At 55.3% G+C, this 25,457-nt stretch carries 27 protein-coding genes and 3 pseudogenes; 14 read left to right on the forward strand and 16 right to left on the reverse strand.

Annotation, left to right across the window (positions count from 1 at the left end; translation table 11 throughout):
- Positions 1 to 113 precede the first annotated feature (113 nt).
- On the forward strand, positions 114 to 1,067 hold the full coding sequence (locus ACYZTM_RS04220) for an alpha/beta hydrolase (RefSeq protein WP_461987244.1): 954 nt from the start codon (positions 114 to 116) through the stop codon (positions 1,065 to 1,067).
- Here the strand turns inward: ACYZTM_RS04220 and ACYZTM_RS04225 are convergent.
- Positions 1,039 to 2,853, reverse strand: a complete 1,815-nt coding sequence (locus tag ACYZTM_RS04225) for an ABC transporter ATP-binding protein (protein WP_461987246.1) — start codon at positions 2,851 to 2,853, stop codon at positions 1,039 to 1,041. The two genes, ACYZTM_RS04220 and ACYZTM_RS04225, sit on opposite strands and share 29 nt — an antisense overlap.
- 168 nt (positions 2,854 to 3,021) lie before the next feature.
- Positions 3,022 to 3,165, reverse strand: a pseudogene (locus ACYZTM_RS04230) (DUF6124 family protein); the annotation flags it as partial.
- Positions 3,166 to 3,255: 90 nt separating this feature from the next.
- Here ACYZTM_RS04230 and ACYZTM_RS04235 point away from each other — a divergent pair.
- Positions 3,256 to 3,423 (forward strand): hypothetical protein, encoded by a 168-nt coding sequence (locus ACYZTM_RS04235; protein ID WP_461987248.1) that lies wholly within the window; start codon positions 3,256 to 3,258, stop codon positions 3,421 to 3,423.
- A gap of 14 nt (positions 3,424 to 3,437) precedes the next feature.
- Here the strand turns inward: ACYZTM_RS04235 and ACYZTM_RS04240 are convergent, their stop codons facing one another.
- Both ACYZTM_RS04240 and ACYZTM_RS04245 read right to left on the reverse strand, forming a co-directional pair.
- The gene (locus ACYZTM_RS04240) at positions 3,438 to 4,556 is read right to left on the reverse strand and encodes a YiiX/YebB-like N1pC/P60 family cysteine hydrolase (protein WP_461987250.1); all 1,119 of its coding nucleotides are present in this window, start codon (positions 4,554 to 4,556) and stop codon (positions 3,438 to 3,440) included.
- 113 nt (positions 4,557 to 4,669) lie between these two features.
- Entirely contained in the window at positions 4,670 to 5,344 is a 675-nt protein-coding gene (locus ACYZTM_RS04245) for an N-acetyltransferase (RefSeq protein WP_461987252.1), read from the reverse strand.
- 349 nt (positions 5,345 to 5,693) lie between these two features.
- Between ACYZTM_RS04245 and ACYZTM_RS04250 the strand changes: the two genes are divergently transcribed.
- Entirely contained in the window at positions 5,694 to 6,695 is a 1,002-nt protein-coding gene (locus ACYZTM_RS04250) for a hypothetical protein (protein WP_461987254.1), read from the forward strand.
- A gap of 148 nt (positions 6,696 to 6,843) precedes the next feature.
- On the opposite strand, the gene ACYZTM_RS04255 is transcribed toward ACYZTM_RS04250, so the two are convergent.
- Positions 6,844 to 7,419 carry a hypothetical protein gene (locus tag ACYZTM_RS04255; protein ID WP_461987256.1) on the reverse strand — a complete coding sequence of 192 codons (576 nt, stop codon included), beginning with the start codon at positions 7,417 to 7,419 and terminating at the stop codon, positions 6,844 to 6,846.
- 1,170 nt (positions 7,420 to 8,589) lie between these two features.
- On the opposite strand from ACYZTM_RS04255, the gene ACYZTM_RS04260 reads away from it, so the two are divergent.
- Complete coding sequence (locus ACYZTM_RS04260) at positions 8,590 to 8,952, forward strand: DUF6124 family protein (RefSeq protein ID WP_461987258.1); 363 nt, start codon at positions 8,590 to 8,592, stop codon at positions 8,950 to 8,952.
- Between the two features lie 70 nt (positions 8,953 to 9,022).
- On the opposite strand, the gene ACYZTM_RS04265 is transcribed toward ACYZTM_RS04260, so the two are convergent.
- Complete coding sequence (locus ACYZTM_RS04265; RefSeq protein WP_461987260.1) at positions 9,023 to 10,054, reverse strand: AraC family transcriptional regulator; 1,032 nt, start codon at positions 10,052 to 10,054, stop codon at positions 9,023 to 9,025.
- A gap of 165 nt (positions 10,055 to 10,219) precedes the next feature.
- On the opposite strand from ACYZTM_RS04265, the gene ACYZTM_RS04270 reads away from it, so the two are divergent.
- The 4 genes from ACYZTM_RS04270 to ACYZTM_RS04285 all read left to right on the forward strand — a co-directional run bounded on the left by ACYZTM_RS04270 (position 10,220) and on the right by ACYZTM_RS04285 (position 13,682).
- A complete protein-coding gene (locus ACYZTM_RS04270; protein WP_131059639.1) occupies positions 10,220 to 11,071 on the forward strand; it encodes a 3-hydroxybutyryl-CoA dehydrogenase in 852 nt (283 codons plus the stop codon).
- Entirely contained in the window at positions 11,058 to 11,663 is a 606-nt protein-coding gene (locus tag ACYZTM_RS04275) for a TetR/AcrR family transcriptional regulator (protein ID WP_461987262.1), read from the forward strand. The genes ACYZTM_RS04270 and ACYZTM_RS04275 overlap by 14 nt, the downstream gene beginning before the upstream one ends.
- A 338-nt stretch (positions 11,664 to 12,001) precedes the next feature.
- On the forward strand, positions 12,002 to 12,793 hold the full coding sequence (locus ACYZTM_RS04280; RefSeq protein WP_461987264.1) for a HipA family kinase: 792 nt from the start codon (positions 12,002 to 12,004) through the stop codon (positions 12,791 to 12,793).
- Between the two features lie 4 nt (positions 12,794 to 12,797).
- Positions 12,798 to 13,682, forward strand: a complete 885-nt coding sequence (locus ACYZTM_RS04285; RefSeq protein WP_131059635.1) for a hypothetical protein — start codon at positions 12,798 to 12,800, stop codon at positions 13,680 to 13,682.
- Here the strand turns inward: ACYZTM_RS04285 and ACYZTM_RS04290 are convergent.
- The gene (locus ACYZTM_RS04290; RefSeq protein WP_131059634.1) at positions 13,679 to 13,954 is read right to left on the reverse strand and encodes a hypothetical protein; all 276 of its coding nucleotides are present in this window, start codon (positions 13,952 to 13,954) and stop codon (positions 13,679 to 13,681) included. The genes ACYZTM_RS04285 and ACYZTM_RS04290 overlap by 4 nt on opposite strands.
- 36 nt (positions 13,955 to 13,990) lie before the next feature.
- Between ACYZTM_RS04290 and ACYZTM_RS04295 the strand changes: the two genes are divergently transcribed.
- Positions 13,991 to 14,404: a VOC family protein gene (locus ACYZTM_RS04295; protein ID WP_461987267.1), complete on the forward strand. Its 414-nt coding sequence runs from the start codon at positions 13,991 to 13,993 to the stop codon at positions 14,402 to 14,404.
- A gap of 54 nt (positions 14,405 to 14,458) precedes the next feature.
- Here ACYZTM_RS04295 and ACYZTM_RS04300 read toward each other — a convergent pair whose 3' ends face one another.
- The 3 genes from ACYZTM_RS04300 to ACYZTM_RS04310 form a co-directional block, all read right to left on the reverse strand.
- Positions 14,459 to 15,685: an RtcB family protein gene (locus ACYZTM_RS04300; RefSeq protein WP_131059632.1), complete on the reverse strand. Its 1,227-nt coding sequence runs from the start codon at positions 15,683 to 15,685 to the stop codon at positions 14,459 to 14,461.
- A gap of 16 nt (positions 15,686 to 15,701) precedes the next feature.
- On the reverse strand, positions 15,702 to 16,721 hold the full coding sequence (locus tag ACYZTM_RS04305; RefSeq protein WP_461987269.1) for an ABC transporter substrate-binding protein: 1,020 nt from the start codon (positions 16,719 to 16,721) through the stop codon (positions 15,702 to 15,704).
- A gap of 257 nt (positions 16,722 to 16,978) precedes the next feature.
- Positions 16,979 to 17,194 carry a TOBE domain-containing protein gene (locus ACYZTM_RS04310; RefSeq protein ID WP_461987271.1) on the reverse strand — a complete coding sequence of 72 codons (216 nt, stop codon included), beginning with the start codon at positions 17,192 to 17,194 and terminating at the stop codon, positions 16,979 to 16,981.
- A gap of 276 nt (positions 17,195 to 17,470) precedes the next feature.
- On the opposite strand from ACYZTM_RS04310, the gene ACYZTM_RS04315 reads away from it, so the two are divergent.
- Positions 17,471 to 17,638, forward strand: a complete 168-nt coding sequence (locus tag ACYZTM_RS04315; protein ID WP_461987275.1) for a hypothetical protein — start codon at positions 17,471 to 17,473, stop codon at positions 17,636 to 17,638.
- A pseudogene (locus ACYZTM_RS04320) lies at positions 17,635 to 18,148 on the forward strand (helix-turn-helix domain-containing protein); the annotation flags it as partial. The gene ACYZTM_RS04315 and the pseudogene ACYZTM_RS04320, both read left to right, overlap by 4 nt.
- Positions 18,149 to 18,187: 39 nt before the next feature.
- On the opposite strand, the gene ACYZTM_RS04325 reads toward ACYZTM_RS04320, so the two are convergent.
- Positions 18,188 to 19,444, reverse strand: a complete 1,257-nt coding sequence (locus ACYZTM_RS04325; protein ID WP_461964636.1) for an IS256 family transposase — start codon at positions 19,442 to 19,444, stop codon at positions 18,188 to 18,190.
- Between the two features lie 64 nt (positions 19,445 to 19,508).
- Here ACYZTM_RS04325 and ACYZTM_RS04330 point away from each other — a divergent pair.
- A pseudogene (locus ACYZTM_RS04330) lies at positions 19,509 to 19,643 on the forward strand (cupin domain-containing protein); the annotation flags it as partial.
- A 174-nt stretch (positions 19,644 to 19,817) separates the two neighbouring features.
- Here the strand turns inward: ACYZTM_RS04330 and ACYZTM_RS04335 are convergent.
- From ACYZTM_RS04335 to ACYZTM_RS04355, 5 genes are all read right to left on the reverse strand, one after another.
- A complete protein-coding gene (locus tag ACYZTM_RS04335; protein WP_461987277.1) occupies positions 19,818 to 20,324 on the reverse strand; it encodes a hypothetical protein in 507 nt (168 codons plus the stop codon).
- Between the two features lie 343 nt (positions 20,325 to 20,667).
- A complete protein-coding gene (locus tag ACYZTM_RS04340; protein ID WP_461987279.1) occupies positions 20,668 to 22,113 on the reverse strand; it encodes an MBL fold metallo-hydrolase in 1,446 nt (481 codons plus the stop codon).
- 4 nt (positions 22,114 to 22,117) lie between these two features.
- A complete protein-coding gene (locus tag ACYZTM_RS04345) occupies positions 22,118 to 22,261 on the reverse strand; it encodes a hypothetical protein (RefSeq protein WP_461987281.1) in 144 nt (47 codons plus the stop codon).
- A 106-nt stretch (positions 22,262 to 22,367) separates the two neighbouring features.
- Entirely contained in the window at positions 22,368 to 23,573 is a 1,206-nt protein-coding gene (locus tag ACYZTM_RS04350; RefSeq protein ID WP_461987283.1) for a gluzincin family metallopeptidase, read from the reverse strand.
- A complete protein-coding gene (locus ACYZTM_RS04355; RefSeq protein ID WP_131059627.1) occupies positions 23,567 to 24,082 on the reverse strand; it encodes a gluzincin family metallopeptidase in 516 nt (171 codons plus the stop codon). The genes ACYZTM_RS04350 and ACYZTM_RS04355 overlap by 7 nt, the downstream gene beginning before the upstream one ends.
- 259 nt (positions 24,083 to 24,341) lie before the next feature.
- Here ACYZTM_RS04355 and ACYZTM_RS04360 point away from each other — a divergent pair, with 259 nt between their 5' ends.
- Positions 24,342 to 24,542: a hypothetical protein gene (locus tag ACYZTM_RS04360; protein WP_131059626.1), complete on the forward strand. Its 201-nt coding sequence runs from the start codon at positions 24,342 to 24,344 to the stop codon at positions 24,540 to 24,542.
- 163 nt (positions 24,543 to 24,705) lie between these two features.
- Entirely contained in the window at positions 24,706 to 25,413 is a 708-nt protein-coding gene (locus ACYZTM_RS04365) for a metallophosphoesterase (protein WP_461987286.1), read from the forward strand.
- Positions 25,414 to 25,457: the final 44 nt, after the last annotated feature.

Consider the following 25,457-nt stretch of genomic DNA (forward strand, 5'->3'; position numbering starts at 1 on the left):
CACCGCCGCTCCCACATTAGTTATCGGGTAATACACGACTGTCGAATTAATCCCCATCTCCCCCACGCATCTGTTAAAACCCGAACTTTCCTTTTCATCCTCCGGACCTTTGCATGTTTTCAAACTTGATGAGCCGCATCAGCCGACGCTGGCTGCCATGGCTGTGCATGGCCGCGCTGGTCGTCGGCTTGCCCGTGGGTTGCGGCGTACTCAAATACAAGGAACGCGAGCTGCTGTTCCGCATCGAGCCGGGCACCGCCGGCTGGTATCGCGGTTTGCCAAAGGACGTTCAGGAATTCGATATCAAGCCTGCCGGCTTCAAGCCCGGGCAAAACCTGCATGCCTGGTGGTGGCCGGCCGCGCGTCGCGATGCGCCCTCGATCCTGTATTTGCACGGTGTGCGCTGGAACCTGACCGGACAGGCGTCCCGCATCGAGCAATTGCGCGCGATGGGGTATTCGGTGCTGGCCATCGACTACCGCGGCTTTGGCCAGAGCAAGGGTGACCTGCCGTCGGAAGCCAGCGTTTACGAAGACGCCCGCGTCGCTTGGGAGCGCTTCAAGGCGATGCAACCGGACGCCAACAAGCGCCTGATCTACGGCCATTCCCTCGGCGGCGCGGTGGCCATCGACCTCGCCGCTGACCTGGCGGCGCAGGCGAAAAAGGACCACAGCGTGATCCCGGTGCGCGGTTTGGTGATCGAGTCAACCTTCACGTCGCTGGGCGATGCCGTGGCGCAAGTGGCCGACAGCAACCTGCCGGTGAAATGGCTGCCGGTGCGCTGGCTGCTGTCGCAGAAATTCGATTCCATCGACAAGATCGTCGACATCGACATGCCGTTATTGGTGGTGCATGGCCTGGCCGATCCGTTCATGCCCTCGCGGTTCAGCCAGCAGCTGTTCAATGCCGCCAGCGAACCCAAGCGCCTGTTGCTTATCCCCGGCGGTACGCACAACAACAGCATGAGCCTGGGTGGCAGCCAATATCGCCAGGCACTCGAAGGCCTGATGAAAGCAAAACCACCGCAAATCGCCGGGCCTAGCGATAACCCCGGGCTTGCAGGTTGAACAACTGCGCATAGCGCCCGCCCGCCGCCACCAGACTGTCGTGATCGCCGCGCTCAAGGATCGCCCCCTGATCCAGCACAATGATGTGGTCCGCATTGCGCACGCTGGAAAACCGGTGGGAAATCAGCAACGTCATGCGGCCTTCGGTGTGTTCGCTGAAATGCTCGAACACCGCCGCTTCCGCGGCAGGGTCGAGTGCCGAGGTCGGCTCGTCCAGAATCAGGATATCGGCGTTACGGCGCATGTAAGCGCGGGACAAGGCGATCTTCTGCCACTGCCCGCCCGATAACTCCTGGCCACCGGCAAACCAACGTCCCAATTGCGTGGCGTAGCCTCGATCAAGCCCCTCGATGAACGGCGCAGCCATGCCTTCGGTGGCCGCTGCTTTCCAGCGTTGCTCATCGCTGAACGCCAGCGTATCGCCGACACCGATGTTCTCGCCGACGGAAAACTGGTAGCGGATGTAATCCTGAAAAATCACCCCGATGCGCCGGCGCAGCGCGTCTTCTTCCCACGTCTGCAAATCGCTGCCGTCGAGCAAAATGCGTCCATGATCGGGACGATACAAACGGGTCAGCAACTTGATCAGCGTGGTCTTGCCCGAGCCGTTCTCCCCCACCAGCGCCAGGCTGCGCCCCGGCACAAGGTGCAAGTCGATGCCTTCCAGAGCGGCCCGACTCGCACCCGGATAACGGAAACCCACGTTCTCGAATCGCAAACCATCACCGGGCACCGCCCCCACCGTGAGATGCCCGGCATCGGCCACCACCGGTTCGGCCAGGTACTCGTAGAGGCTCGACAGGTACAACCCATCCTCGTAGAGACCGCTGATGGCGCTCAAACTGCTGCTTACCGCCGTCTGCCCCTGCTTGAACAGCACCAGGTACATGGTCATCTGCCCGAGACTGATTTGGCCATGGACGGTATCGACCACCACCCACGCATAGGCCAGGTAAAACGCGGCGGTGCCCAGCAACCCCAGCACAAATCCCCAGCCATCCCGGCGCAAGGTCAGCCGCCGGTCTTCCGTATACAGACGGGCGAACGTCTCGCGATAACGCTGCAACAGCAACGGCGCGAAGCCGAACAGCTTGACCTCTTTGATGTAACCCTCATGGGAGAGCAGCGTCTCGATATAGTTCTGCTGCCGACTCTCCGGCGCCCGACGCGTGAACAGCCTGAACGCATCCCCGGAAAAATGCGCTTCGGCGAAAAACACCGGCAACGCGCCCACCACCAGCAACACCAGCGCCCACGGCGAAAAATGCACCAGCAACACGCCGAAGCTGATCAACACAATCAGGTTCTGGATCAGCCCCAACGACTTCATCACCAATGCCAAGGGCCGCGTCGACGCTTCGCGCCGCACCCGAACCAACTTGTCGTAAAACTCGGAATTCTCGAACTGCACCAGCGACAACGTCTGGGCCTTCTCCAGAATCATCGTGTTGACCTTCTGCCCCAACTGCACCCGCAACAACGACTGCTGAACCGACAGCGCCCGCTGCGTCCCGGACAGCAACGCCAGCACGCCGGCTTCAAACAACACGTAACGAACCACTGGCCACAACGGCGCACTGCCCTGCTGCGCGTGCAATTGCATGGCGAAGACCACTGCATCGACGATGCGCTGACCCAGCCAGGCGGCCAGGGCCGGGAGGACACCGGCGATCAGGGTGGCCAGAACCAGGCCGAGGAACAGACCGCGAGAGGTGCCCCAGACCAGGAGCAAGGCGCGACGGGCCTGGTCGAGCAATGAGGTGAAACGGGAAAGTGCCGCAGGCATGGGGTGATGGACTCGGCAGATGAGGGTCGCTGAACGCGACAATGTCGTCATGGTACTTCAGCCGGAAATTCCACAGGCGAGAAACACCTGTGGCGAGGGAGCTTGCTCCCGCTGGGCTGCGCAGCGGCCCCAAAAAAGGCCCCGCTGCACAGCTCAACGAGTTACCGACTACCTGGACAGATCAATCTTATCCAACACCCGGTTCGCCGTGATCTCCGCCGTCTTGATGCTGTTGGAAAAACCCAACAGCGCATAACGCGACTCACCCTCCAGACAATCCACGAACTCGTCGACCAACCGATCACCACTCGCTCATCACCAGCATCACCGAAAGCGTCATCCTGTTCCTGTGCAAACTCATGGGCGACGGCGTTGCTCGGCGGTGAGTGCTGGTACGACCCGGTGAGCGACTCCCAAATTGAACTGGAACAGGCTCATGCACTGTTCAACTACAAACTTACCGTACCGCCACCCTTTGAACGCGACATCTTTGAAATCGAAATCACCGGGCACTACTTGGGTAACCTGGAAGCCGCACAAATGGCTTTAGCGCAGCTTAGCAAACCGTGAATTTGATCCGCCCATTATTCACCCAATACAACTTTCGCCTTTTTGATAACTGATGCTGCCATTTCTGCTAGCTTCAATACGCTTTCTGCTGCGTCATCTTCATCAATCCAATCTAGGCCTATTGCTATGTGTGTGAGTCTCACATGAACGCCGGTCATAAGGTTTTTATATAGGGTAACGTGTTCGCGAAAATAGGCCAGCCCAGTATCCTCGTACTTCTCAATCATCGACAAGGTCATTATTTCAAACCGGCGAAACATTTCAGGTTCTTTTTTTAACTCTTCCAGCAAAAAATCAAATGGATTATCAAAAGAATTTACCATTTGAATCATTGCGAATTTGTTATATCTGTATGCCAAATGTTCGTTTTTTGTGTCGTGATTGTAAAACGTCAGATATTCATTAGACCGGATTAGTGCGGTGATGACCCCATCTAAATTTGGGTGAGCATATAAGAGATCATTAACATCATTGACCGCTTGAATATCGAACTCAGAACTAAGCGCCTCATCTGCTTTGACCAGTTCGCGTACCGCATTAAGCCACTCGAAGATATGCTCCTGATTTTTCTTCACTGGGTCATCCGTTTCAGCAAACGCAAGCTCTGCCGATGTAGCCGCACGGATCATGTCGGGAACCTTCTGAAATGCAGTGCACACAGAAAGCATTCGTGGTGTGCAGAAGAGAGGTTGACGAAGGTTTTTTAGATCGTAGCCGCTTTGCTGATACGCGAGGGCTACGAGCCTTGAACAGAATTGGCGCTTGGTCTCTTTCAGACCAAGCTTCTTAACGCGCATCGGGAGCACTAGCATGGCTTCATCTAGGGCATAAAGGGTGCCGACTTGCGACCGTGCGTAATCGCATATTTGTTGAGCCCGGTTTTCCGTGAGTGGTGTTCGGCTTCGATAAACGTCCGCATGGCTCGCTTTTTCGAGAATGAGCCGCTGAGCATTCTTAGAAAACACGCCGTCTTGAGTCGCCTCAATCATTGTCCCACCAACCCAAAGGGCGGCATGAGAATAGCGAGAAAGCGTGGCAATCCTAACGATTTTGCTCACTGGGGCTTGCTCGGCGGTGAGTATGATGTCACCCGGTAGGAGCTTAGACCGATCTATGATGTATTTCTTATCCATCTGCAACTCCTAAAAATCTGAACCTGTATCAAAAATTGGCACCACAGAGCAACGATGAATCTAAACAGGTTAGTTACTCAAGGGAAAACGCTCGACACTCTTGACCTTCATTATTAATCGGTAATAGTCATATACGGAATGGGTAGCTGGCGCCCAAGAAAATCTGTTATTTCACTTACGCGCAGTTCCCGAGCCTTATTGAGTGAATTCCAATCTTTTGGCGCTACGTTTCTGCAAGCAGCAGCATGTGCGAGCTGTACTGGCTCGAATGACTCGACGTTGACTACAGGCATGAAGTTCTGAGGCCTTGGAGTGCCCCAGCGCATAGAAATCTGAACAGCCTGCCGGCCATATGCACGAAACCCTAAAGCCTGATAAATAGGAACAGTTTTTGGATGACAGCTGAGATCCACAGTTGTGTAACGTTGTTGAAAAGGGCCGAGCATCGCACGCAAAATTCCTTTTCTACGTGCGTCACTTCGAACGGCGGTATAGTTGATTCCGCAGTGCTCAGGGCACGACGACTGCATGCCAAGAGCAAAGCCCAAAACACTTCCGGTTTTTTGATCTTTAGCGACAGTGATTGAACCGCCTAGGTCACCATAGCACCCAGTTAATATGTCCTGTAGATAAGCATTTATTTCGGCTTCCATCACTGTTTTGCAAAGCGAGCTTGTTGGACTGGATACGCGCAAAACTTTATTAGCCAGATCTACATAATTTGCCAATGCAAGACTGATAATTGGCCGAACATCACTCTCTGTAATACTGTTCTTTATAATGTACATTTTGCTCCTTGCAATGGCCTTCCGAGCTGTGCGCGCATCGGTGGCTATGATTTGTGACTGAATGTAAAAGGTATGTGTCCTTGCTAAGTTTATCGGCGGGGAGCCGATAAGGTTTAGTGCTGAACCGTAAGTATCACATTTCAGTGATTCTCCTTACCGTATTGCCATCAAGTCATCTGCATCATTCGCGGATATCAGCTATTACACGCGTGGTCCACCATCTTTTCACGCGCACCCCACCTGAGCATGTATTCCTATCGGCCACCTACAACGGTTGAGCACTTGACCAGCCATTTCGTGTTTTATGCACTAGAATCTTTTTATAGGAATTTTTTCAAGGAAGGGGCACATGGATAGCGATTTTGATATCGAGCAGCGGATGATCAGTTTCCTTGCCAGCCAGAGTCATGTGACCCCTTTGGACGGCCATGTCGAACAACCTCCCAATGTCAAAATAGCTGATTATCTGTTTTTCAATAGGAAAGCGATTACCGAACTGAAAACCCTCAAAGTTGACCCCAAGGAAAAGATCTTTGTTCAAGCCACACCCGCTATGGAATCTGAGGATTTTCCTTTGTTGTTTGGAGAATATGATCTTAATACTGCCATCAAAAATATGCCTGGTGGCCAGGTACATCTAAATAAGATTTTTGCAAAAGCCACCACTGTAGTCGAAGGTATATGCCGGAAGGCTAAAGATCAGATCGGTTCAACCAAAAAGCTTCTCAAGCTGGACCCAGAGACACCCGGGATACTTCTAGTCTTGAACGAGACCTTGGAGAGCATACCTGTATCTCAGCTCGTAGACAGATTCAGCTACTGGCTAAGCGGAGGGGGTAAAGATCCTGGACGATTTTCACACATCGATTTCATCATATTGATTCAAACAACGTACCGATTACAGGCAGCTACAGGAAAGCAGGTACCAGCCTTCATAATCAGCAACGGCTTTAATGCTTTTCGACATCATAAAATCGAAGCTGAAATCAGCCTTTTCGTTGAGTCCTGGGCGCACTCTCAAGGGCATAGACATGCTCAGATCCGTGACATAAGCAATACAAAGTTCGAGATTAATCGACCGTTACCGCCACCTCCGAAATCAGGTCAGGATTTCGTAGAGCACAGGTACCGAGCCAGCAGGTACATGCGGGGTTGGACGGAAGAGCATTTCATTCAGCACGGGACAGATGTGATGCAGAAAATGCTCTCGTTGATTCTGAAGGGCGTAGAAAGACCCTCAGAGGCTGACGCTCTGATTTACATGCGACAATTTACTGAATTGCTGGAGGAGAGTCGTTTGCGCGGCTTCGACCTAAAAAAAATCATCAGTCGAATTCCAAGAGCAACATAATTACTAGCGCCTTTCGGCTTGAGGGTGGGAGTGGTTGAGTTAGAACATTGCGCGCGCGTTACTGCCGTCAAGTATCCGATTTTTTCAGAGACTATCGATTCGTTCGAAGCAGGGCCGGTGCTCATCTGCTATCTACCAGCCTTCAAACCTACGGTGCCGATCTGTTGTTTTTGTAGTGATCCTTTAGTGCTTCGTTGCCAGAGAGAACCTCAAATATTATCTGCATCATTAGTATTGGGCCTGGTGTGATCTCATCAGGGTTGATATCAGTGCCATCAAAGTCTGGATTCGTAGATATTTCGACGTTGACGACCCACCAGACCTCGATCTTTCGCATCAGAGTCATGACATCCTGCATTTTTTCCATCAGCGCGACATCTTTTCCCGTCAAAACGATTTCAGGCAACTCATGCGCTAACGAGTTGCGTAGCTGCTTAAGCTGGTCAAAGACGTCAACATCCTTTTGATCAATTGCTTCCGCATCCGCAAGCCACCTCAACGAGGCGTAAAGGGGACTTTTATTAAGTGAGAGGACTTTGAGCTCATAATCTGGCGAGGTAGTGATTCCATCTTCGGTAAAGCCGATGCAATAGAAATCTTTCAACCGACCAACGATGGACTCTTTAAGCATTTCAAAAGCAGTTATGTAGAGAGATGTGGAAACCAATCGCTCCTGCATCACAGCAGGTGTCAGTAAATCCTCCCATTGCTTTTCAATTGTCATAACGCCTCACAGATCAGGTCCTATACGGGGTTCTGCACGCCTTGAGTGCTGGGGCATGTCACATGGAAAGGAGCTAATTCTCACGAACGCAGCCAGCGCTGCGAACTTATTGCCATGAACTGCCTGATCCCGAGGGCCCCACGCTCATTGCGAGCTTTCGACCCCGGCTTCGTCAGGGCTGTAACCACCACCTCGCGACTCGCTTCGTACATCGCAAAAGCATTGAAATCTGAATCAAGCAACACCAGTAGCACAACATCGAAGGGCTGGGCCAAATCAAGCGAGCCCAATCGACCGACCAGTTTCGCCGGGTTCTTTATGTTTGCTTAAAGCCTATCTGTCAAAGAACGGGACATCTCTGGGCGAGTTACGCTCAATCAGGCACGACATCGAGAAGCTCTGGGAAAAGTCTAATCAGGGAGGACTCTCAATCGCTTCGGAACTGCCGCAGTGGGCTCAATGTTTGAACCGACTTCACAAGGCCCCATACAATTTACGTTACCCGATAGGCCTGAACGGGCTTGTTCTACCTGGCGCTCAGCCCATGACTTCAGAGCTAGAGGTTTTGCTAACGACAGTGCGGCAGGCTATCCGGCAGCAAATTTGAACTGTGAAGCGACGCAACGTCCAACGTCATACCGGCATCCGCCGGTGATCGATCCGGCATCGTGAACAAAAACCCCGACTCAAAAAACACTTCGGCACCACCCGCGCCCTGCAAGATTTAGGCGGGCGGCGGGTGCGTCCGCGCCGCAACACACCAGCCTAAAATGTCGGACGCTTCCTCAGATATTGGAAGGGTTTCACGCGTTTAACAGCGCGTGTTTAAAGACACTCAGTGTTACGTCCCGAAGGCTACAAATCCTTGCGCCGTTACCTACGGTTAAGACAGAATCCGCCGGCTTGTGCGGCTATGGAGTGGGCTATATCGTTTCCCTGTCACTGAAAAAACAGTGATCGGGTTTGGTAGCCCGTCTGCAAATAGCCGTATGGCAACACCTTATGCAGTCTCTTTTTTTGGGCTCGGCTTTATATGGTGGTCATGCGTGGGGCTCCTTTGTGAGCGCCGGGTTTCCTATTGCAGCCGGTCTACCAACCCGCGTATGGCCGCCACCCTCGTTTGGTAGCAAGGGTGATGGCTCCTTAAAATCTGCAGTAGGAGCTTCATCTATGTTCAAAGTTACACCCAATCCGCCGGACACCAATCCGGCATCGCCGTACGAGTCTGTCGACTCAAAAAAACTCAATGAGGCCGCCGAGCGCGCCCTCGATTTCTATCTCAATCCGGCAGCGCTCATGAACAACACTCCACGCAAACCGAGCACTATTTTTATGATCGCGCCAGACATCGACCATGAAACCTTGCTGGTTCAAACGTGTGAGAACTTGGCATCGGCCAGTGTCATGGCCGGTGACGTGGCGGCATTGGTAGAAGGTCCCCATCGGCATACCCTGTTGGCACTTCAGCAGGTCATCATGCTGGGGGAACTGGCGGCGAACCGAATGCTGGACAACTTCGTTCCACCTAAGTAATCACTGCTCCCCTTAGCGAGGACTTGCTCCTCGCTAAGGGGAAGCGAAGCCATGATGTCCGCTGACTGACTCAACTTTCGAAAGCCTCCCCCACGCCCCTCTGAAACCGCGCCCGATACCGCCCCGGACTCTCCCCCGTCCACTTCTTGAACGCCCGATGAAACGCACTCGGCTCCTGAAAACCCAGCTGCTCGGCAATGTCGCTGATACTCGCCCGACTCTCACGTAACTGCTCAAACGCCACCCCACGCCGCACTTCATCCTTGATCTCCTGATACGAACACCCTTCCCGTTCCAGTTTGCGGCGGAAGGTGCTGGGGCTCAGGTGTTGTTCCAGGGCAAACGCCTGCAAGGTCGGCCATTGGCTGTAATGGCTGTTACGCAGGCGCTGATGGACTTGTGACGCGAGGCCATGCTGGTTACGGAAACGGATCACCAGCCATTGCGGCGCCGTGCGCAGGAACACTTTCAGTGAGGCCAGGTCCTGGACCACCGGGAGGCGCAGGTAGTGGCTGGCGAATTCGATTTCGGTGCGTTCGGCGCCGAAGGTCAGGTTGGGGCCCCAGAGCAATCGGTCATCGCTGAGGGGAACGCGCTCATGGCGAAAATCTGCGCGGTCAATGGGGATGCGCCGCCCGCCCAGCCAGCACAACAGGCTGATCATCAACACCAGAAACGTCTCTTCACCGAAACGGCTGGCGTCTTCGTTTTGCGCGTGGGTGTCGAGGCTGATGATGGCGCGTTTGCCGCGCACGGTCAGCGTGCCGCGAAAGTCGCGCAGGAACAGCGCGAAGTTGGCTAGGCATTGGCGCATGGCTTTGTGCAGGTCGGGTTCCTGGATCAAGGCGCGGCAGATCAGCGCGAAGCTGCCGGGCGGCATGCCGTGGGAGTCGAGGCGGAAAAATTCGTCGTCCAACGTGCGGATCTGAATCAGCCACAGCGCGGCAAACGCGCTCGCCGGCACTCGTGCGGTCGGCTGCTCGATCAATGCCGGGTCGATGCCAGCCTCTTCCAGCGCAGCTCGCGAGCGCTGCGGATTGTCCCCTTGCCAATGGATCATCGCCTGCACGAAATAGGCCGCCACCGAGTCCTTTTCCCGCATTTGAACGCTTCTCTCCTCATCGCCCGAATGGCAAAAAACACCAGCACCGTTGAACAGTTGCGGCATAGGACAACTGCCCTGCCGGTTCTAGACTCGCGGCCAATAGTACGCCTTCGGCCGTTGCGGCGGCCAAGGTATCGCAAGGTTGATCGGAAGGACGGGTACATGAATCTGCAAAACATTGGCGTGATCGGCGCGGGCACCATGGGCAACGGCATTGCACAAGTCTGTGCGCTGGCCGGTTTAAACGTGACCTTGCTCGACATCTCCGAAAGCGCCCTGCAAAAGGCGCTGGCCACCGTCGGCAAAAACCTCGACCGGCAGATCGCCAAGGAAACCCTGACCGAAGCGCAAAAGCTCACCGCCCTCGACAAAATCCGCACCAGCACCGATTACAGCAGCCTCCAGAACGTGCAACTGGTGATTGAAGCCGCCACCGAAAACCTCGACCTGAAACTGCGCGTGCTGCAACAGATCGCCGCACAGGTCAGCGCCGAGTGCGTGATCGCCTCCAACACCTCGTCGCTGTCGATTACTCAACTCGCCGCCAGCGTCAGCCAGCCTGAGCGCTTCATCGGCCTGCACTTCTTCAACCCGGTGCCGGTGATGGGCCTGATCGAAGTGATCCGAGGCCTGCAAACCAGCGACGCGACCCACGCCTTGGCGCTGGACATGGCCACCACTCTCGGCAAAACCGCGATCACCGCCGGCAACCGCCCGGGCTTCGTGGTCAATCGGATTCTGGTGCCGATGATCAATGAAGCGATTCTGGTGTTCCAGGAAGGGCTGGCCAGCGCCGACGACATCGACGCCGGCATGCGCCTGGGCTGCAACCAGCCCATCGGCCCGCTGGCATTGGCCGACCTGATCGGTCTGGACACCGTGCTGGCGATTCTCGAAGCCTTCTACGACGGTTTCAACGACAGCAAATACCGCCCCGCTCCGCTGCTCAAGGAAATGGTCGCCGCCGGCTACCTGGGACGCAAGTCAGGACGTGGCTTCCATGCCTATGCCTGAGCGTTGCTCGCGCTTCGCCGAGTACCGGGACCAAGTGTTGGAGTTGTTTGCCAGCAAGGGGTTCGGGCAGGTCGGCATGCGTGAGCTGGCAACGTGCCTGGGGTTGTCCCCGGGCTCGTTGTATCACCATTACCCGAGCAAGCAGCACTTGCTGCTCGACCTGATCGAGGAGTTCTACGAGGAACTGCTGTCGACCCTCGGGCGCATCGATCAAAAGGCCTCGGCCAAACGCGACAAATTGCCGAACCTGATCCGCGTACACCTGAATCTGCACCGGGAAATGCCGTGGCATTTTCGCCTGGCGGAGCGCGACAGCGGCTGCCTGAACGAAGAGCAACAAGCGCGTGTTCGCCAGTTGCGCGAGCAATACGAACGCACGTTGCTGAAGATGCTCGGCGCCCCGTCCCGTCTCGGCGAACAGGGTTTGATCGCCACGGGACATGCCATCGCCAACCTGTTCAACAGCGCACCCGGCTGGCTGGCGCAGCATCCGCTGGAGGAAGCGCAGCGCGATGAGTTACTGGAAAACCTGGTGATGGGTGCTGTCGAACGCTTGCTGCGCCCATCACCTGCCGCCCGAGCGGTGGCCTGACGACCAGCGTTACTTCAGTGCCAGCGCTAACCACTCCGGTTAGGCCGTCGCCGCATCACTGCCGGACTTCTCCATATGCTCGCCTATGGCCGTGGATGGTCGACCGCGAAAAAATTGTGACCTGAAGTGAACGTACATTGCCATACGACTTAACCTCCTACATTCTCCCTCTAAGCCAGAAAGCCGCGAGCGAGCTCCATTCCCCTGTTTCGTTAGCTTGATGACTTGCCAAGAAAATCCGCCCCTCAACTGCTGGCAGAAGCCAACGGATCAGGGGATTTACTTAAAAATGAAGGTCGCTGATCAAAAGTCAGGCGACAAGGGAAGCGTAGAAAAGGATGTCGATCTCAAGTCTGGAAGTCTTGGACATTCCGCTGGGACTTTTCCTACAGGGGGACCCCATCGATGATCCGGACATCAAGGGTCAGCACCCGCTGTTCTACGGGACAATTACCGGGCTAAAGGGATACAAACGCGGCCTTCATGCCTATGTAAAATTCCTTCCGGCGGAGCGCTTGTTCGCAGAAACGATGAGCGCCACAATCGGACGGTATTTTGGCCTCCCAATTCCCCTCACCGCGCTAGTCATCACAAGAGGCGAGTCACTCGGGCGAGGACCAGGCAAGTGCATTGCCCTCGCCAGCATCGACACAAATGCCATTCCTTTCAGTCGTGCTATCAAATTCGACAAAGTCTCGCACCTCCTGAACAAATGGTCTCATCTTCACGCAGCAATCGTATTTGACGAGCTAGTCGCCAACACGGATAGGAATCTGCGGAATTTGCTTGTCGGTGCCGACGGTACAATTTGGCTGATCGACCATGAAGAAGCTTTAGCTTCACCCGTGCCCGAGGCCGGAAAAAACATCCAGAATCGCTTGCTGCAAATGGTGATCGGTGAGGTCACCGTTTTCGAGCGTCACCTGTCTGCCAAAAAGCTCAAGAACAGCTCTGCCCCCATATACGACGCAGATTTCCGAAAATATGCGGCAGCTAGCCAGCCGGAGTATTGCCAGGTATCTATTGAGCACGTTGACCGGGTGGTGGAATTCCTTGAGTCCCGAGTCCATCATATGGGTGTGCTAATGGATAGCGCGCTTGGTGTAAAACAAAACAGTTTGGCGATCTAACAAGATGCTTCCAGATCTTTCTGACTTCCCAAGTTTTCCAGAGTATGAGGCCGATTGGGCTCCCATTTACCTTGAGCCCATCGTCCAATCGGGAGAACGCCTGACAATCGCGGTTGTTGCGAAATCGAGCACCGGCGTCGACGGTTGCCTGGCAATTAGTGAAAAAGCATTAAAGTGCCTGTATGGAGCCTCTGCAACAGGAATGCGGCAAATGATGGAGATGGCTCTTAACAGAGCCCTTGAGTTTGCAGAGAACGGCTTTGAGGGCAGTTTTTCAGCAGGTATCCACGGGGTTTCCGTTGGGAAAATCCGAAAGGGTCTAGGTGTGAACATGAAGCATATTCTTCAGCAGGCGTGCAGCCTCACATCAAGCCTCTCCTCAGTTCACTCCGACGCTATTGAAGAAGAAGACGCTGAAGACGATCCGATCGTTTACGAACAGAATCTGGGTCAGCTTCGCTCCGACATACAAGAGCGTGTCCTTGGAATATTGCCTAGGCTACGGGACCGTTTCAACCTTCCACTCCACACCCAAGCGATGCAGGGATCCCGGGGTAGCTTATTTTTTTCCGGGAACAAAATGGTCGCTAGTCTGGCAAAAATAAAACCCTCAAAGCAGATTAGCCGCCATGTCGATGGCGCCAAAAGTCGCTTGTGGGATCTCCACTTTGTAAAACACAAAATCGCCGATGCGCCTCAAGACAAATGCACCCTTTTCATCTGGACGCCAAAGTCACTTGATCGATTCGATCGAGCGCTAATTACCGAATATGAGCAAAGTCTCGAAGATCTTCAGCGCCAAAGCTTGGAGGACGGCATTGAGCCCCGCGTGTTTTTTGGAGCTGAGGAAGCGGCCGAAGCAATTATCGACTACGAGCGTGCTGCTTAATCAATTATTGAAACACCACAAAATAGGCAAACCATCTGCTTAGCTGCCCCTCCGGGCATGTTATTGCCAAATTCGCAATAGCTTGTCCCGTTGGGCAGACGCAGCATGGGGCAGCCGAGAGCACGTAGTATTGTTAAAAATACTTTGTCTTCGGCGTCGTCACGCATCAATGAAGCAATAAGCCCCGCCCCTTCCATAGAAAAACCGTCTAAACAAACTCTGCACAACCGCGCATCTAACGCTTTGCTATTTGGAGTCAATTCAAAGGCCAAAGTGGGACTCCAGTCCCTCGGTTACCGGGAGCAAACATGAAAATCAATCCCTACCTCATCTTCAACGGCGACTGCAAAGCTGCCTTCACCTTCTATGAACAAGCCCTGCAAGGCCAGATCGAAATGATGATGACCTTCGGCGAAAGTCCGGCGCGCGAGCACTTTCCCGCGGACTACCACAACCTGATCATCCATACCCGTCTGGCGGTGGGTGATCAGGCGATCATGGGTTCGGACACCACACCTGATCGTCCTACTGATGAAATGAGCGGTTGCTCGGTCTCGCTGAATGTCGACAGCATTGCCGAAGCCGAGCGTGTCTTCGGCGCCTTATCGGACGAAGGCAAAGTTCAAATGCCATTGGAAGCCACTTTCTGGGCGGCACGCTTCGGCATGCTGGTGGACCGCTTCGGTGTGTCGTGGATGGTGAACTGCGAAAAGGATCAGTGACTGTTCAGGCCTGAAAAAGCCCAGCCTGAAAGGGCTGGGCTGACGCAGAAGTGCCTAACCCTTCACGCACACCACCTGACGCAAGGTGTGCAGCACTTCCACCAGCTCGCGCTGGGCGTGCATGACGTGGTCGATGTCTTTGTAGGCCATCGGTATTTCATCGATCACCGACGCATCCTTGCGGCATTCGACGTGGGCGGTGGCGCGGATCTGGTCGGCGACGGTGAACAGGCTTTTCGCTTTGGTGCGGCTCATCACGCGGCCGGCGCCGTGGCTGCAGGAGCAGAACGATTGCTCGTTGCCGAGCCCGCGAACGATGAAACTCTTCGCGCCCATCGATCCCGGAATGATCCCCAACTCGCCCTTCTGCGCTGACACCGCGCCCTTGCGGGTGACCAGAATGTCCTGACCAAAATGCCGTTCTTTCTGCACGTAGTTGTGGTGGCAGTTCACCGCCTCCAGGGCGACGTCGAACGGTTTGCTGATCACTTTGCGTGCTGCCTGAATCACCGCGTGCATCATCAATGCACGGTTCTGTCTGGCGAAATCCTGGGCCCAACCGACAGCTTCGACGTAATCATCAAAATGCCGGCTTCCTTCTTCGAAATACGCCAGGTCACGGTCCGGCAGATTGGCGAGGTGCTGGCGCATGTCGGCCTGGGCCAGTTGAATGAACAGGTTGCCAATGGCGTTGCCGACCCCGCGTGAACCGCTGTGCAGCATGAACCAGACCTGGTTGGTTTCATCCAGGCACACCTCGATAAAATGGTTACCGCTGCCCAGCGTGCCCAAGTGTCCACGGTTGTTGGTGCTGGCGAGTTTCGGGTACTTGTCGGTGATCGCCTTGAACCGTGGACTCAAGGCAGCCCAGGCATGATCGGCCTGTTTCGGAACGCTGTCCCAGGCACCTTTGTCCTTGATGCCACGACCAACCGTGCGGCCATGGGGCACCGCTTTTTCGATCGCGCAGCGCAAACCATGCAGGTTGTCCGGCAAATCAGCGGCGGTCAGCGACGTGCGCGCGGCGATCATGCCGCAGCCAATATCCACGCCGACGGCGGCCGGTATGATCGCGCCCACGGTAGGAATCACACTGCCGATGGTCGAGCCCTTGCCCAGGTGCACGTCGGGCATCACCGCCAGATGTTTGAAGATGAACGGCATCTTCGCGGTGTTGATCAATTGCTGCCTGGCTTCGCTTTCTACCGGGACGCCTTCGGTCCAGAGTTTGATCGGTTTGCCGTTGGCGACTTCCAGCACTTGGTAGCTCTGCTTTTGCATAATGTCCGGTCTTTTCTCAACTGCCTGCACCGCCATGTGCTTCCTCAAAGAAGTAATCTTTCCAGCTGTCAGCCTTGTTTTTCAGCACGCCAAGCGCCTGCAGTTGCTCGGCGTAGATAAAGGTGCGCTGTGGCACCACGGTAAAGTCGATTTCGGGGTCGGCGACAATTTTCTCTACCAATGGCAAGGATAGTTTCGATTGCTCCACGCGGATATAGGTCTGGGCGGCTGCGGGCTTGTCGGCCTTGATGATTTTCTCGGCCTCGGCCAGCGCCGCGTAGAACGCCTTGTAGGTTTTCGGGTTTTCGTCGTGGAATTTCTCGGTGGTGTACAGCACGTTAAACGTGGCCTGGCCACCCAATACATCGTAGGAACTCAGCACCTTGTGCACGCTGGGACTTTGCAGTTCCTGATACTGGAACGGCGGGCTGGAAAAATGTGAGTTGATCTCCGAACCGCCAGCAATCAGCGCCGACGTCGCATCCGGGTGCGCGAGGCTGATCGAGATGTCGTCAAACTTTTTGAAGTTCTCAGCGCCGAACTGCTTGGCCGTTTCGATCTGCAACGTGCGCGACTGGAAACCTACACCCGCCGCCGGTACGGCGATGCGATCCTTTTCAGTGAAGTCCTTGAGGCTTTTCACATTCGGATTATTGGTCAGCAGGTAGTTAGGCATCGAACCCAGCGACGCGATGGCCTTGACGTTTTGCTTACCCTTGGTCCGGTCCCAGATCGTCAGCATCGGCGGCACGCCGGCCGACACCACATCCAGCGCACCGGCCAGCAGCGCCTCGTTCATCGCCGTGGCACCGGAGATGCTGTTCCAGTCGACCTTGATGTCGAGTCCCTGCTCCTTGCCATGTCTCTCGATGAGCTGCTGATCGCGCACCACATCCAGGATCAGGTAACCGATGCCAAATTGCTGGGCAATGCTGATCTTGCCTTCGGCCTGAACGCCGCCGCTGAGTAACGCACTCATCGCCGCCACGGTGGCTGCCAACAGGGTCAACGGGGAGCGTTTGAAAGGAGTCACCATGAAAACCTCAACGTGATTGGAAGAACCATCGCGGCACTGAGCCGCCGACAAAAAAAAGCGGCCGAAGCCGCTAATACCCGTAAATCAAAACGCAGAACCTGTGGGAGCGTGGCTTGCCCGCGAAGAACGATGACGCAAAATACCTGAAAAACCGCGGTGCATTCTCCGCGGGCAAGCCACGCTCCCACAGGATTTTCGTCGCTCGTGACTTACCGGCATTAGCCGAGGCCGCAGATGTAGAATTTCGAACGGGCTCTTCAGAGCTTGGCGATCGACACTTCGGTGGATTTGACGAAAGCAATCACCTCGCTGCCCACTTTCAATTCAAGGTCGCGCACCGAGCGAGTGGTAATCACCGAGGTGACAATGCCGGACGCGGTTTGTACGTCGATTTCGGACACCACTTCGCCCGTCACTATTTCCTTGATGATGCCTTTGAACTGGTTGCGGACGTTGATCGCTTTGATGGTCATGTTGAGGCTTCCTGTCTGGTGTCGGACACATCCGCATGGATGCGCAGGCCTTCAAAGTGCACCACCTCAACCGACAACAAAAGGAATATATAATTATCTATTTATAGCTTTATGGAATATCAAGAGCTAAGCGCAGGCTCTCCTAATCTTAAAATGGCGCTGCACATTCATAAGAACCAAAAGGCATTAATAAAAACAAAATCAGTATTTATAGTTATAAAAATATCCTTGTACTCTCAGGTCATCCCGTCATTCATCACCACAGTGAAGTGCCCCATGAATCCGACTGACAACCTCATCGACTTCGCCAGCTACCGCAAACGCAAACGCAAACAGGCTCAGCAACGGGCGCGGGCCATGTGGGAAATGTATGCACGCAACGCCGGCTTACAGGCCTTTCAGTGGGTTCAGGCATGCCAATCGACCGAGACACGCCAGGCGTGAACGCGAACGAACCCTCGCGCTTTCTGGCGAGCGCCGACGCACCTGTGCTGGACTTGAATAACCTTGAGCATCTGGAAGAAGACCCGATCTGCGAGCGTGTCGCGCAGAACCTGCAACGTCTGCGAAGCAAGCGTGTCCCTCGACGCCCTGGCCCGACAATGTGGTGTGAGCCAGACCATGCTCGCTCAGATCGAATCGGGGCGCAGCGTGCCCTCGATCAAGGTGCTGTGCAAAATCGCCAAGGGCCTGAAAGTTTCGGTGGTTGCGTTTCTTGAGCATCGGGCCTTCGAAGGCGTGGCGGTGCTGTCGGCCAGCCAGAGCAAACGCCTGGTCAGTGCCAGCGGTGCGTTTGTCAGTCGCGCGCTGTTTCCGTTCGACGTGGCACGCCAATCAGAGTTTTACGAGCTGCGCCTGAGCCCTTTGGGCGAAGACGTTTCCGAGGGTCACGGTCCCGGTGTTCCGGAGAACCTGGTGGTGTCTCAAGGCGTGCTGGAAATCAGCGTCAACGACGCGGAGGGTGTCCCTGATTTTGTGTAAACGGGATTTCTATTAAACCGTTAACAGCCGATCTTCAAACTGGATACTGAAGCGATTCAAAGCCGCTTTCCAGTCCCGGATCGGCATTGTCCACTTTTTGCTGATGTTGTTCAGCGCCAGATAAAACAGCTTCATCACCGCCTCGTCGGTCGGAAATGACGCACGCGTTTTGATCACTTTACGCAGACTCATGTTGATCGATTCGATGGCATTGGTGGTGTAGATCACCTTGCGAATTTCGGCTGGATAGTCAAAAAACGGAATCACCCGAGCCCAGTTTCGTCGCCATGACAGGCTGATCGATTGGTACTCGGCGTCCCATTTGGCTTCAAATTCGCAGAGCCGTTGCTCAGCCAGCTCGGCGGTGGCCGAGGTGTAAATCAGCTTGAGGTCAGCCGCGACTTCCTTCTGCCGTTTCCACGATACGAAGTTCAAACTGTTGCGCACCATGTGCACGATGCACAGCTGAACGACGGCTTTTGGGTAAACCGTTTCAATCGCCTCAGGGAAGCCTTTGAGGCCGTCCACGCAGGCGATGAAGATGTCCTGCACGCCCCGATTCTTGAGTTCGGTCACCACTTGCAGCCAGAATTTTGCGCCTTCGGTTTGAGCGATCCACAAGCCCAGCACCTCTTTGTGACCCGCCATGTTGACGCCGATGGCCAGATAAACCGCCTTGTTGCGCACGGCGCCGGCATCGCGCACTTTGACGTGAATGCAGTCCAGATAGAGGATCGGGTACAGCGCGTCCAGCGGCCGCGCCTGCCAGAGTTTGACCTCATCACTCACCGCGTCGGTAATCGCCGAGATCAGGCTGGGAGAGACCTCGGTGCCGTACATTTCCTGCAAGTGCGCCTGAATTTCTCTGACACTCAAACCGCGAGCGTACAGCGAGATGACTTTGTCATCGAAGCCCGTCCAGCGGGTTTGATGCTTGGCCACCAACTGCGGCTCGAAGGACGCCTGCCGGTCGCGAGGGATGTCGAGCGGCAGTTCGCCGAAGTCGCCCTTCAGGGTTTTACCGCTGTGACCGTTGCGCGCATTGGCGGCGGTGTTGGTGATCGTCGCGCTTTTGTCGTGCCCCAGGTGTTCGGTCATCTCGGCTTCAAGGGCCCGCTCGACCAGCATCTTGGTGAGCTGTTTGAGCAGGCCGTTTTCGCCGATGAGATCTTCGGGCTTTTTGTAATTGGCCAACAGACTGTCGGCCAGTTTAACCAGCTCAGGATCAGGCTTGACTCGTTTGGCTCGCTTGGGTTTTGACTCGGTCATTGGATTTCCTTGGGGTAGGCAGTCTCCTGCCAAATGACCGTTTACACAAAACTAATTACACCCTCACGACGCGCGTTACCTGCTGTCCACCGGCGACTCGATTCTGTTTTATGCCGACCAGCCCCACCGCTATCGCAACCCCGCCGACAGCGAAGCGGTGGCGTATCTGGTGGTCACTTACCCGGAACGGCTGGACTGAACAACACCCCTGTGGAAGCGAGCCTTTGTGGCGAGGGGATTTATCCCCTTTCGGCTGCGAAGCAGTCGCAAGTTCAGGGCCGCTTCGCGACCCAACGGGGATTTGTGGTGTTGCGGAAATGAAAAAGCCTCCGTGACCATAGGGCCGCGGGGGCTTTTTTTGTGCCGCCCGGGATCAGCAGGTGCAGCACATCAGCGGCATGCCATTGCAGCTCATCATCATCGGCATGCTGCAGTCGTTCATCATCTTCATCATCAGGGTGCAGCAGTTTTTCATCATGTCCATGTTCATGCCGGCCATCGGCATGATTTTGCACATCATGCAGTCGGCCATCAGGGTGCATTCCATCACGCACTTCATCGACAGCATCGGCATGCCCATCATCGGCATTGGCATCATGGTGCTCATCATCGGCATGGCCATGCTCGCCTGGGACATGCACATCATGCTCATGTTGCCGCAATGCATCATCATCGGCATGCCGCAGTTCATCATCTGCATCATTTCAGCGCTGTTCTTGAACATGGCCATGTCCATGCCAGCGGCCGGCATCATTTTGCACATCATGCCGTCGTCCATCATTTCGCAGCTCATGGTCGCCATCATCATCGGCATGCCCATCATCGGCATCATCGGCATGTTGGCGTTCATCGGCATTTGCATCTGCATGGCGTTCATCATGGTGTGGCTCCCTGAAGGATGGATAGTAGGACAAAGCTGATGGAGCGGATTCTAAGCAATGGCCCACACACAACAAGATGACGATCAAACAGCTGGAATGAATGCTGGAGCAACATTAACGGGATCAACAGGACACTCACGTCCGTCACAACGAACGTGTGGCTTTTATGACAGATGCCAGGCGAGTCCCAGCGTATTTTCCAAGGTTATGGATATGCGAGCGAAGCCTATATAAATAACCGAAGGAAATAATCGTTCTAAACAGCGTCGCGAATTTTGCGTTCTCAAGCATGAGTCCAGAGTGAAAACGCCTGAACGTGGAGGATATCGGCCTCCCTTGAATTCAATACGGGATCAATAACTCCACCCACAACTCATCCGGTGCATAACTCAGACTGGCCGGGTTATTCGGGTCTGTCGGTGAATCATTGAAGGCTTGGATTTCGCTTGCGGGTTGACCATCACATGAAACAACCCGCTGTCGGGTACGTTGTTGCAGCGCACTCAGCAGATCCGGATAGGGCATTTTCCAGTCTTTGCCTTTCGCGACATCAGCACCCACCGGGATCATCGCCACCAGCCGGGGATCGTGCATTTTCTCCAACCCTGCCGCACGAGCGGTGGCGTTATGGCTGCAATGGTGGCCGACTTTGTAGAGAGTCACCCGTGCAAGGATGTCATCGCGGGTCAGCGGCGCGGGGTTTCCTGCCACCCCCGCTTTGGGATAAGTCTGATCTCCCCAGGACATCCAGTTACCCACTTGGGCATCACCGGGAAAAAGCAGGATCTGTCCGTCGGGCAGTTCGAAAGCCAGGACCAGGCTTGTGTTGTTGGTGTCCGAGTCCATCTTCAAGGCCAGGGTTTGCGCCCCATCCAGCCATTCGTCTTCCATGCAACGCCATTGGTTTTCGCTGCTGAAATAGCGCTGCTCGACACTGGCCGAATCTTCATCCTCCCCGCTATGGTTCTCGGAATCGCTTTGCGCCTTTGCGTACGTACGCTGATAAGGAGGGGCAAACGGAATATCGGCACCGGTTGGAAGCACACCTTTGAGCAGGAGTGTCCGCGCCTCCAATGCCATGGCTTCGTCCAGACTGGTCATGTAGACCTCTTTACCCGCCCCTGCGCTCGGCAAGTCCTTGCGCAAACGCTCTTCGGATCGCGGCGGTCCCATGACGTACGCCTTGAGCGTTTCGATGACGACCGGTCGCACCACATCACCGGGCTCCAGGTACCGGATCGCCTTCGATCCCGCCTTGGCTTCGAGTTTTGCGATGGTCGTGCGCTTGTCCTTGTTGGCTGCAGCGGCAAGCGGCTCGATAAATGCCGACAGGCCATGCACCGTCTTGATTCGCGCATCCTCGTGCAATGCGGTACCGCTCCCACTCAGGCCGACGACACTGGCCAACGCCACTTTCGCCCTTTTAAAGCGGGCATGCAGCGCTACGGCCTGGGCATCATTCAAGTTCTCGGTCCAGGCCAGCCAGAGTTCACCGATGCGAAAATCGTCGCCAAAAAAACGTGCTTGCTCATAGAGGAAGCCGGAAAGGTGATCATGATGTTCGTGGGTCACCACCACCAGGTCCAGCACGCCGCCAGTGGTCTTGTGAATGTCGTCGACGATGCGCGCCATTTTCAGTTTGCCGTCCTTCGCCCCTTGAAGCACGCCACAGTCGATCAATACGTGGCGAGTTGCCCCGGCTTCCGGGTAGCGAAGCAGAAAGCAGTCGCCGAGAATTCCGCGGTACACGCGAATCGCTACCTTGCCCTGCAAATCAGCCTGGGTCATGGCGTCACACTCCACGGTGGGTCATGGCAAAAGGGTTGTCGTCCGGGCTCGGCTGTCGATAGGTCAGGGCGAGACCGTCATTGCCGGTTTGCAGGAAACGTCGCTGGGCGTCCAGACGCTCATTGTCATTGATGCGCTTGCGGATCACGTAGCGCAGGCTGCCATCACGCAGATCAATGATCAGTGTCGCGCCGCCTCGAAACGTAAAGTCATATTGGCTGTGACCTTTCTCGCGGGTTGGTTGCAGATCCTCTTTACGTTGTTGCTCGACATCGAAGTCGCCGCGACGACGTTGAGTAATCTCGACGACCAGTTGCCGAAGATCCTGCCCGTCCGGCCCTGCCCTGCCCTGCCCTGCGACAGGTTCGGACCGAGTGCACTTCCACGGCCGGTTGAACGCCATCCCCTCCGATGAACAATGACCCTTGCATCCTTGTTGCATCCGGATGGGCCGCGAAGTAAATCCCTAATACTTTCTCCCATTCAGCGTCGTGATCTGACTCTTCCATCAGCCAGCTCCACACAACTTGTCGATTGTGTTCTGACTGGAGATACGCGTTGCCCCGCAGGTACTGTGGCGTGAGATCAAGCGATCCCCCCGGCCACTTCCGATTTGGTTTCGCGGGTGCTTTGAAGTCGAGCAGGTCATCGGCCGTCAGTTGAAGTTCGTCTGTCTGATAACCCTTCAGTGATTCCCAAAGCAGGCTGTCCGGCGCCAGCGACAAACACTTGTCCGGAAAAATGCCGCGCCGGCGAAAGGCCTGGATCACTGCCAGGCGATAGTGCATGCGGTCATCTGGCACAAGGTCGTTATCGGCCGTGACGATCGCCCGCAGAAACTCACCAAAATGCACATCCACCGGCGGCAAATAATCCAGTGCACGAATGCACATACGCAGTACATGATCGGCAGACTTAACGGTTTCGCGGGTCAGGCGTGCGATCAGTTCTGTCGACAAGTTTGCCGTCGACGTCTTGTCATGCCCTGCCAGCCGAAAAAGATCGGTCGTGCGTTGCTCATAAATGGTGATAAAGGCGTCGAAAACAGCGGCGACCAAGATCGCGCCCCGCTCATGCGGTTCGCTCAACCGCGAAAGGCGTGTCGGGTCCGGCAAGCCGTCCTGGCCTTTTTCGTCGATGGCTTCGCGCAATGCCGCATAACGGCCCGAAGCCTCACCGAACTGGCGAGCCAGGCCACTCAACCAGGAGCGCTCACTCAAGTTGCCACGGCGTGCCTCCAGCTGACTGGAGACAACTTCGGGCAAGGTGAAATGCATCAACAGCGCAACAATATCGGCAAAGGCTTTATGAAACGCCAAACTATCGACGCTGGTCGACTCGACGAAACGACGGTGCAGGCCGTCCAGAATGGCGTGGGTTGTTTCATGCGCGACAATATCGCGGGACAGCGCCGTGAATATCCAGCCACCCGGCAAGTTCACACCGGCATCGCTCAGCAAGCTTTGAAGTAACCGAACAACAACGCCTTTTTCGCCGGGCTGTAATAGGCATTGGCCTCGCGCAACGCGTGGGGATAGATACGTAATCGTCGTACATAGACGTGAGTCGGTTTGTTGCGCTCATCGTCGACAACCCTGGGTGACCAGAACACCTTGCGGCCCAACGCTCGCTCGAACAATCTGATGGTTTTCATCGCAACAGTAAAGACCATTTGCTGATGGAAACGCGGGTCACCCTCGGAGGGCGCGATGCCGTCCTGGGCCAACAAATACGGGTTATTCAAATCCACCGGTTTGTAGAGTTGGCCGCTGGTGGGATCAACATCGATGACTTCCAGATACTCGTTTACAGGTCCCGGCAAGAGATCGGTTTCCCAGCGCTGCTCCCAAGGCAACTCGATGGTGGCGTGGTTGATCCCAACCGTTTCCATTTGAGTCGAGGCTTGCGGGTCGAACGCATAGACCCGCAGTTTGCGCATTGGCGGTGGCGGGTAGTCGGACTTATCCACTGCGGATCTCCTTGTCTGACGAACTAGCGTTAGAGCGGCCGCCCCAGTGGCATAAGGTCTAGTCGGCGGGAAGCGCCGGGTCAAGTTGATGGTTTTTTTGTCCGCGATAACCATTCGTCGTATATCAAAACCTGGCGCGTAACAGGCGCCCCTGTCTGGCTTAGGGATTGCACAAGCCGGTCATGCAGCCCCAGAACGACGTAATTCTGACGCGGCGGCAATCTAATTAACGCTTGGTCAGTCCCCCCGGAGATGTAACGTGTCAACTCTCAATGAAATCGCAGCGAACCACGCGAGAATGGCTATGGCAAAGGCAGCAGAGTCGACCGGGCTGAGTGAGCGACACCTTCAAATCGTCGGTAGCGTCGAAATCCGCACCCCTGATGAGCAACCGCACGTTCCACTGCACTTTATCACTGTGGCGCAGGACAACCACCTCGCCCAGGCGGCTGGCTACTAACGCTGACCCTGTCGAAAAAAACCCGGTGCAATACCGGGTTTTTCTTTAGTTCTTTGTGATCAACCCGAAGCCCTATCACTACGCCTTGCCCGCGACTTGCGTCGACGCAGCCTAAACTCAAGTGACCACGAACTCGCCGACGATTGGCGGATGAGGCACTGCCATGTTCGAAACCTCAGAGGTCACGCGCGTAAAGCGCTACGCCGAAAACACTGCCGGTCGAGATTTCGCCGTCGGCGACATTCATGGCCATTTCACTCGGTTGCAGGCTGCTCTGGAAGGAGCCGGGTTCAACCCCACGGTCGATCGCCTGTTCAGCGTTGGCGACCTGATTGACCGCGGGCCCGAATGCCGTAATGCGCTCGATTGGCTGGACAAGCCGTGGTTCCATGCAGTGCGCGGCAACCATGACGACTACGTGGTTCACTTCGATACCTGCGACGTCGATAGCTGGATCTACAACGGCGGCTTATGGTTCACGGGCCTATCACTGTCCGAGCAGAATGAATTCGCGGCGAAGTTCGCCGAGTTACCCATCGCCATCGAAGTCGAAACGACACAAGGCCTGATTGGCATCGTGCATGCCGATTGCCCATTTGCATCATGGGAGCGCCTGCGTGAGGAACTGGAATCGCCAGAGAGCAGCCAGCGCCTGATTCAGGTGCAGCACCGCTGCATGTGGTCACGAAGCCGACTCGATCAGTGGGAGATGCATGGCGTTGAGGGTCTACGTGCATTGATCGTTGGGCATACACCGATACGAAAACCGGTCAGGCTTGGCAACGTGATTCATATCGACACCGCCGGATGGAAGCCGGAGGTGGGTTACTTCACCCTTTTGAATCTCGATACGCTTGAAGCCGCGGTTTGACGTATTTTTGTCGATTCAGGTGTCGCACCCTTTATGAGAAACGA

Source organism: Pseudomonas sp. MDT2-39-1 (genome assembly GCF_054898085.1).

Bases quoted from the DNA above. Each gene is read 5' to 3' on its own strand.
- ACYZTM_RS04220 (WP_461987244.1), top strand. From the start codon at position 114: ATGTTTTCAAACTTGATGAGCCGCATCAGCCGACGCTGGCTGCCATGG.
- ACYZTM_RS04225 (WP_461987246.1), bottom strand. From the start codon at position 2,853: ATGCCTGCGGCACTTTCCCGTTTCACCTCATTGCTCGACCAGGCCCGT.
- ACYZTM_RS04240 (WP_461987250.1), bottom strand. From the start codon at position 4,556: ATGGATAAGAAATACATCATAGATCGGTCTAAGCTCCTACCGGGTGAC.
- ACYZTM_RS04245 (WP_461987252.1), bottom strand. From the start codon at position 5,344: ATGTACATTATAAAGAACAGTATTACAGAGAGTGATGTTCGGCCAATT.
- ACYZTM_RS04250 (WP_461987254.1), top strand. From the start codon at position 5,694: ATGGATAGCGATTTTGATATCGAGCAGCGGATGATCAGTTTCCTTGCC.
- ACYZTM_RS04255 (WP_461987256.1), bottom strand. From the start codon at position 7,419: ATGACAATTGAAAAGCAATGGGAGGATTTACTGACACCTGCTGTGATG.
- ACYZTM_RS04260 (WP_461987258.1), top strand. From the start codon at position 8,590: ATGTTCAAAGTTACACCCAATCCGCCGGACACCAATCCGGCATCGCCG.
- ACYZTM_RS04265 (WP_461987260.1), bottom strand. From the start codon at position 10,054: ATGCGGGAAAAGGACTCGGTGGCGGCCTATTTCGTGCAGGCGATGATC.
- ACYZTM_RS04270 (WP_131059639.1), top strand. From the start codon at position 10,220: ATGAATCTGCAAAACATTGGCGTGATCGGCGCGGGCACCATGGGCAAC.
- ACYZTM_RS04275 (WP_461987262.1), top strand. From the start codon at position 11,058: ATGCCTATGCCTGAGCGTTGCTCGCGCTTCGCCGAGTACCGGGACCAA.
- ACYZTM_RS04280 (WP_461987264.1), top strand. From the start codon at position 12,002: ATGTCGATCTCAAGTCTGGAAGTCTTGGACATTCCGCTGGGACTTTTC.
- ACYZTM_RS04285 (WP_131059635.1), top strand. From the start codon at position 12,798: ATGCTTCCAGATCTTTCTGACTTCCCAAGTTTTCCAGAGTATGAGGCC.
- ACYZTM_RS04295 (WP_461987267.1), top strand. From the start codon at position 13,991: ATGAAAATCAATCCCTACCTCATCTTCAACGGCGACTGCAAAGCTGCC.
- ACYZTM_RS04300 (WP_131059632.1), bottom strand. From the start codon at position 15,685: ATGCAAAAGCAGAGCTACCAAGTGCTGGAAGTCGCCAACGGCAAACCG.
- ACYZTM_RS04305 (WP_461987269.1), bottom strand. From the start codon at position 16,721: ATGGTGACTCCTTTCAAACGCTCCCCGTTGACCCTGTTGGCAGCCACC.
- ACYZTM_RS04310 (WP_461987271.1), bottom strand. From the start codon at position 17,194: ATGACCATCAAAGCGATCAACGTCCGCAACCAGTTCAAAGGCATCATC.
- ACYZTM_RS04315 (WP_461987275.1), top strand. From the start codon at position 17,471: ATGAATCCGACTGACAACCTCATCGACTTCGCCAGCTACCGCAAACGC.
- ACYZTM_RS04325 (WP_461964636.1), bottom strand. From the start codon at position 19,444: ATGACCGAGTCAAAACCCAAGCGAGCCAAACGAGTCAAGCCTGATCCT.
- ACYZTM_RS04335 (WP_461987277.1), bottom strand. From the start codon at position 20,324: ATGATGAACGCCATGCAGATGCAAATGCCGATGAACGCCAACATGCCG.
- ACYZTM_RS04340 (WP_461987279.1), bottom strand. From the start codon at position 22,113: ATGACCCAGGCTGATTTGCAGGGCAAGGTAGCGATTCGCGTGTACCGC.
- ACYZTM_RS04365 (WP_461987286.1), top strand. From the start codon at position 24,706: ATGTTCGAAACCTCAGAGGTCACGCGCGTAAAGCGCTACGCCGAAAAC.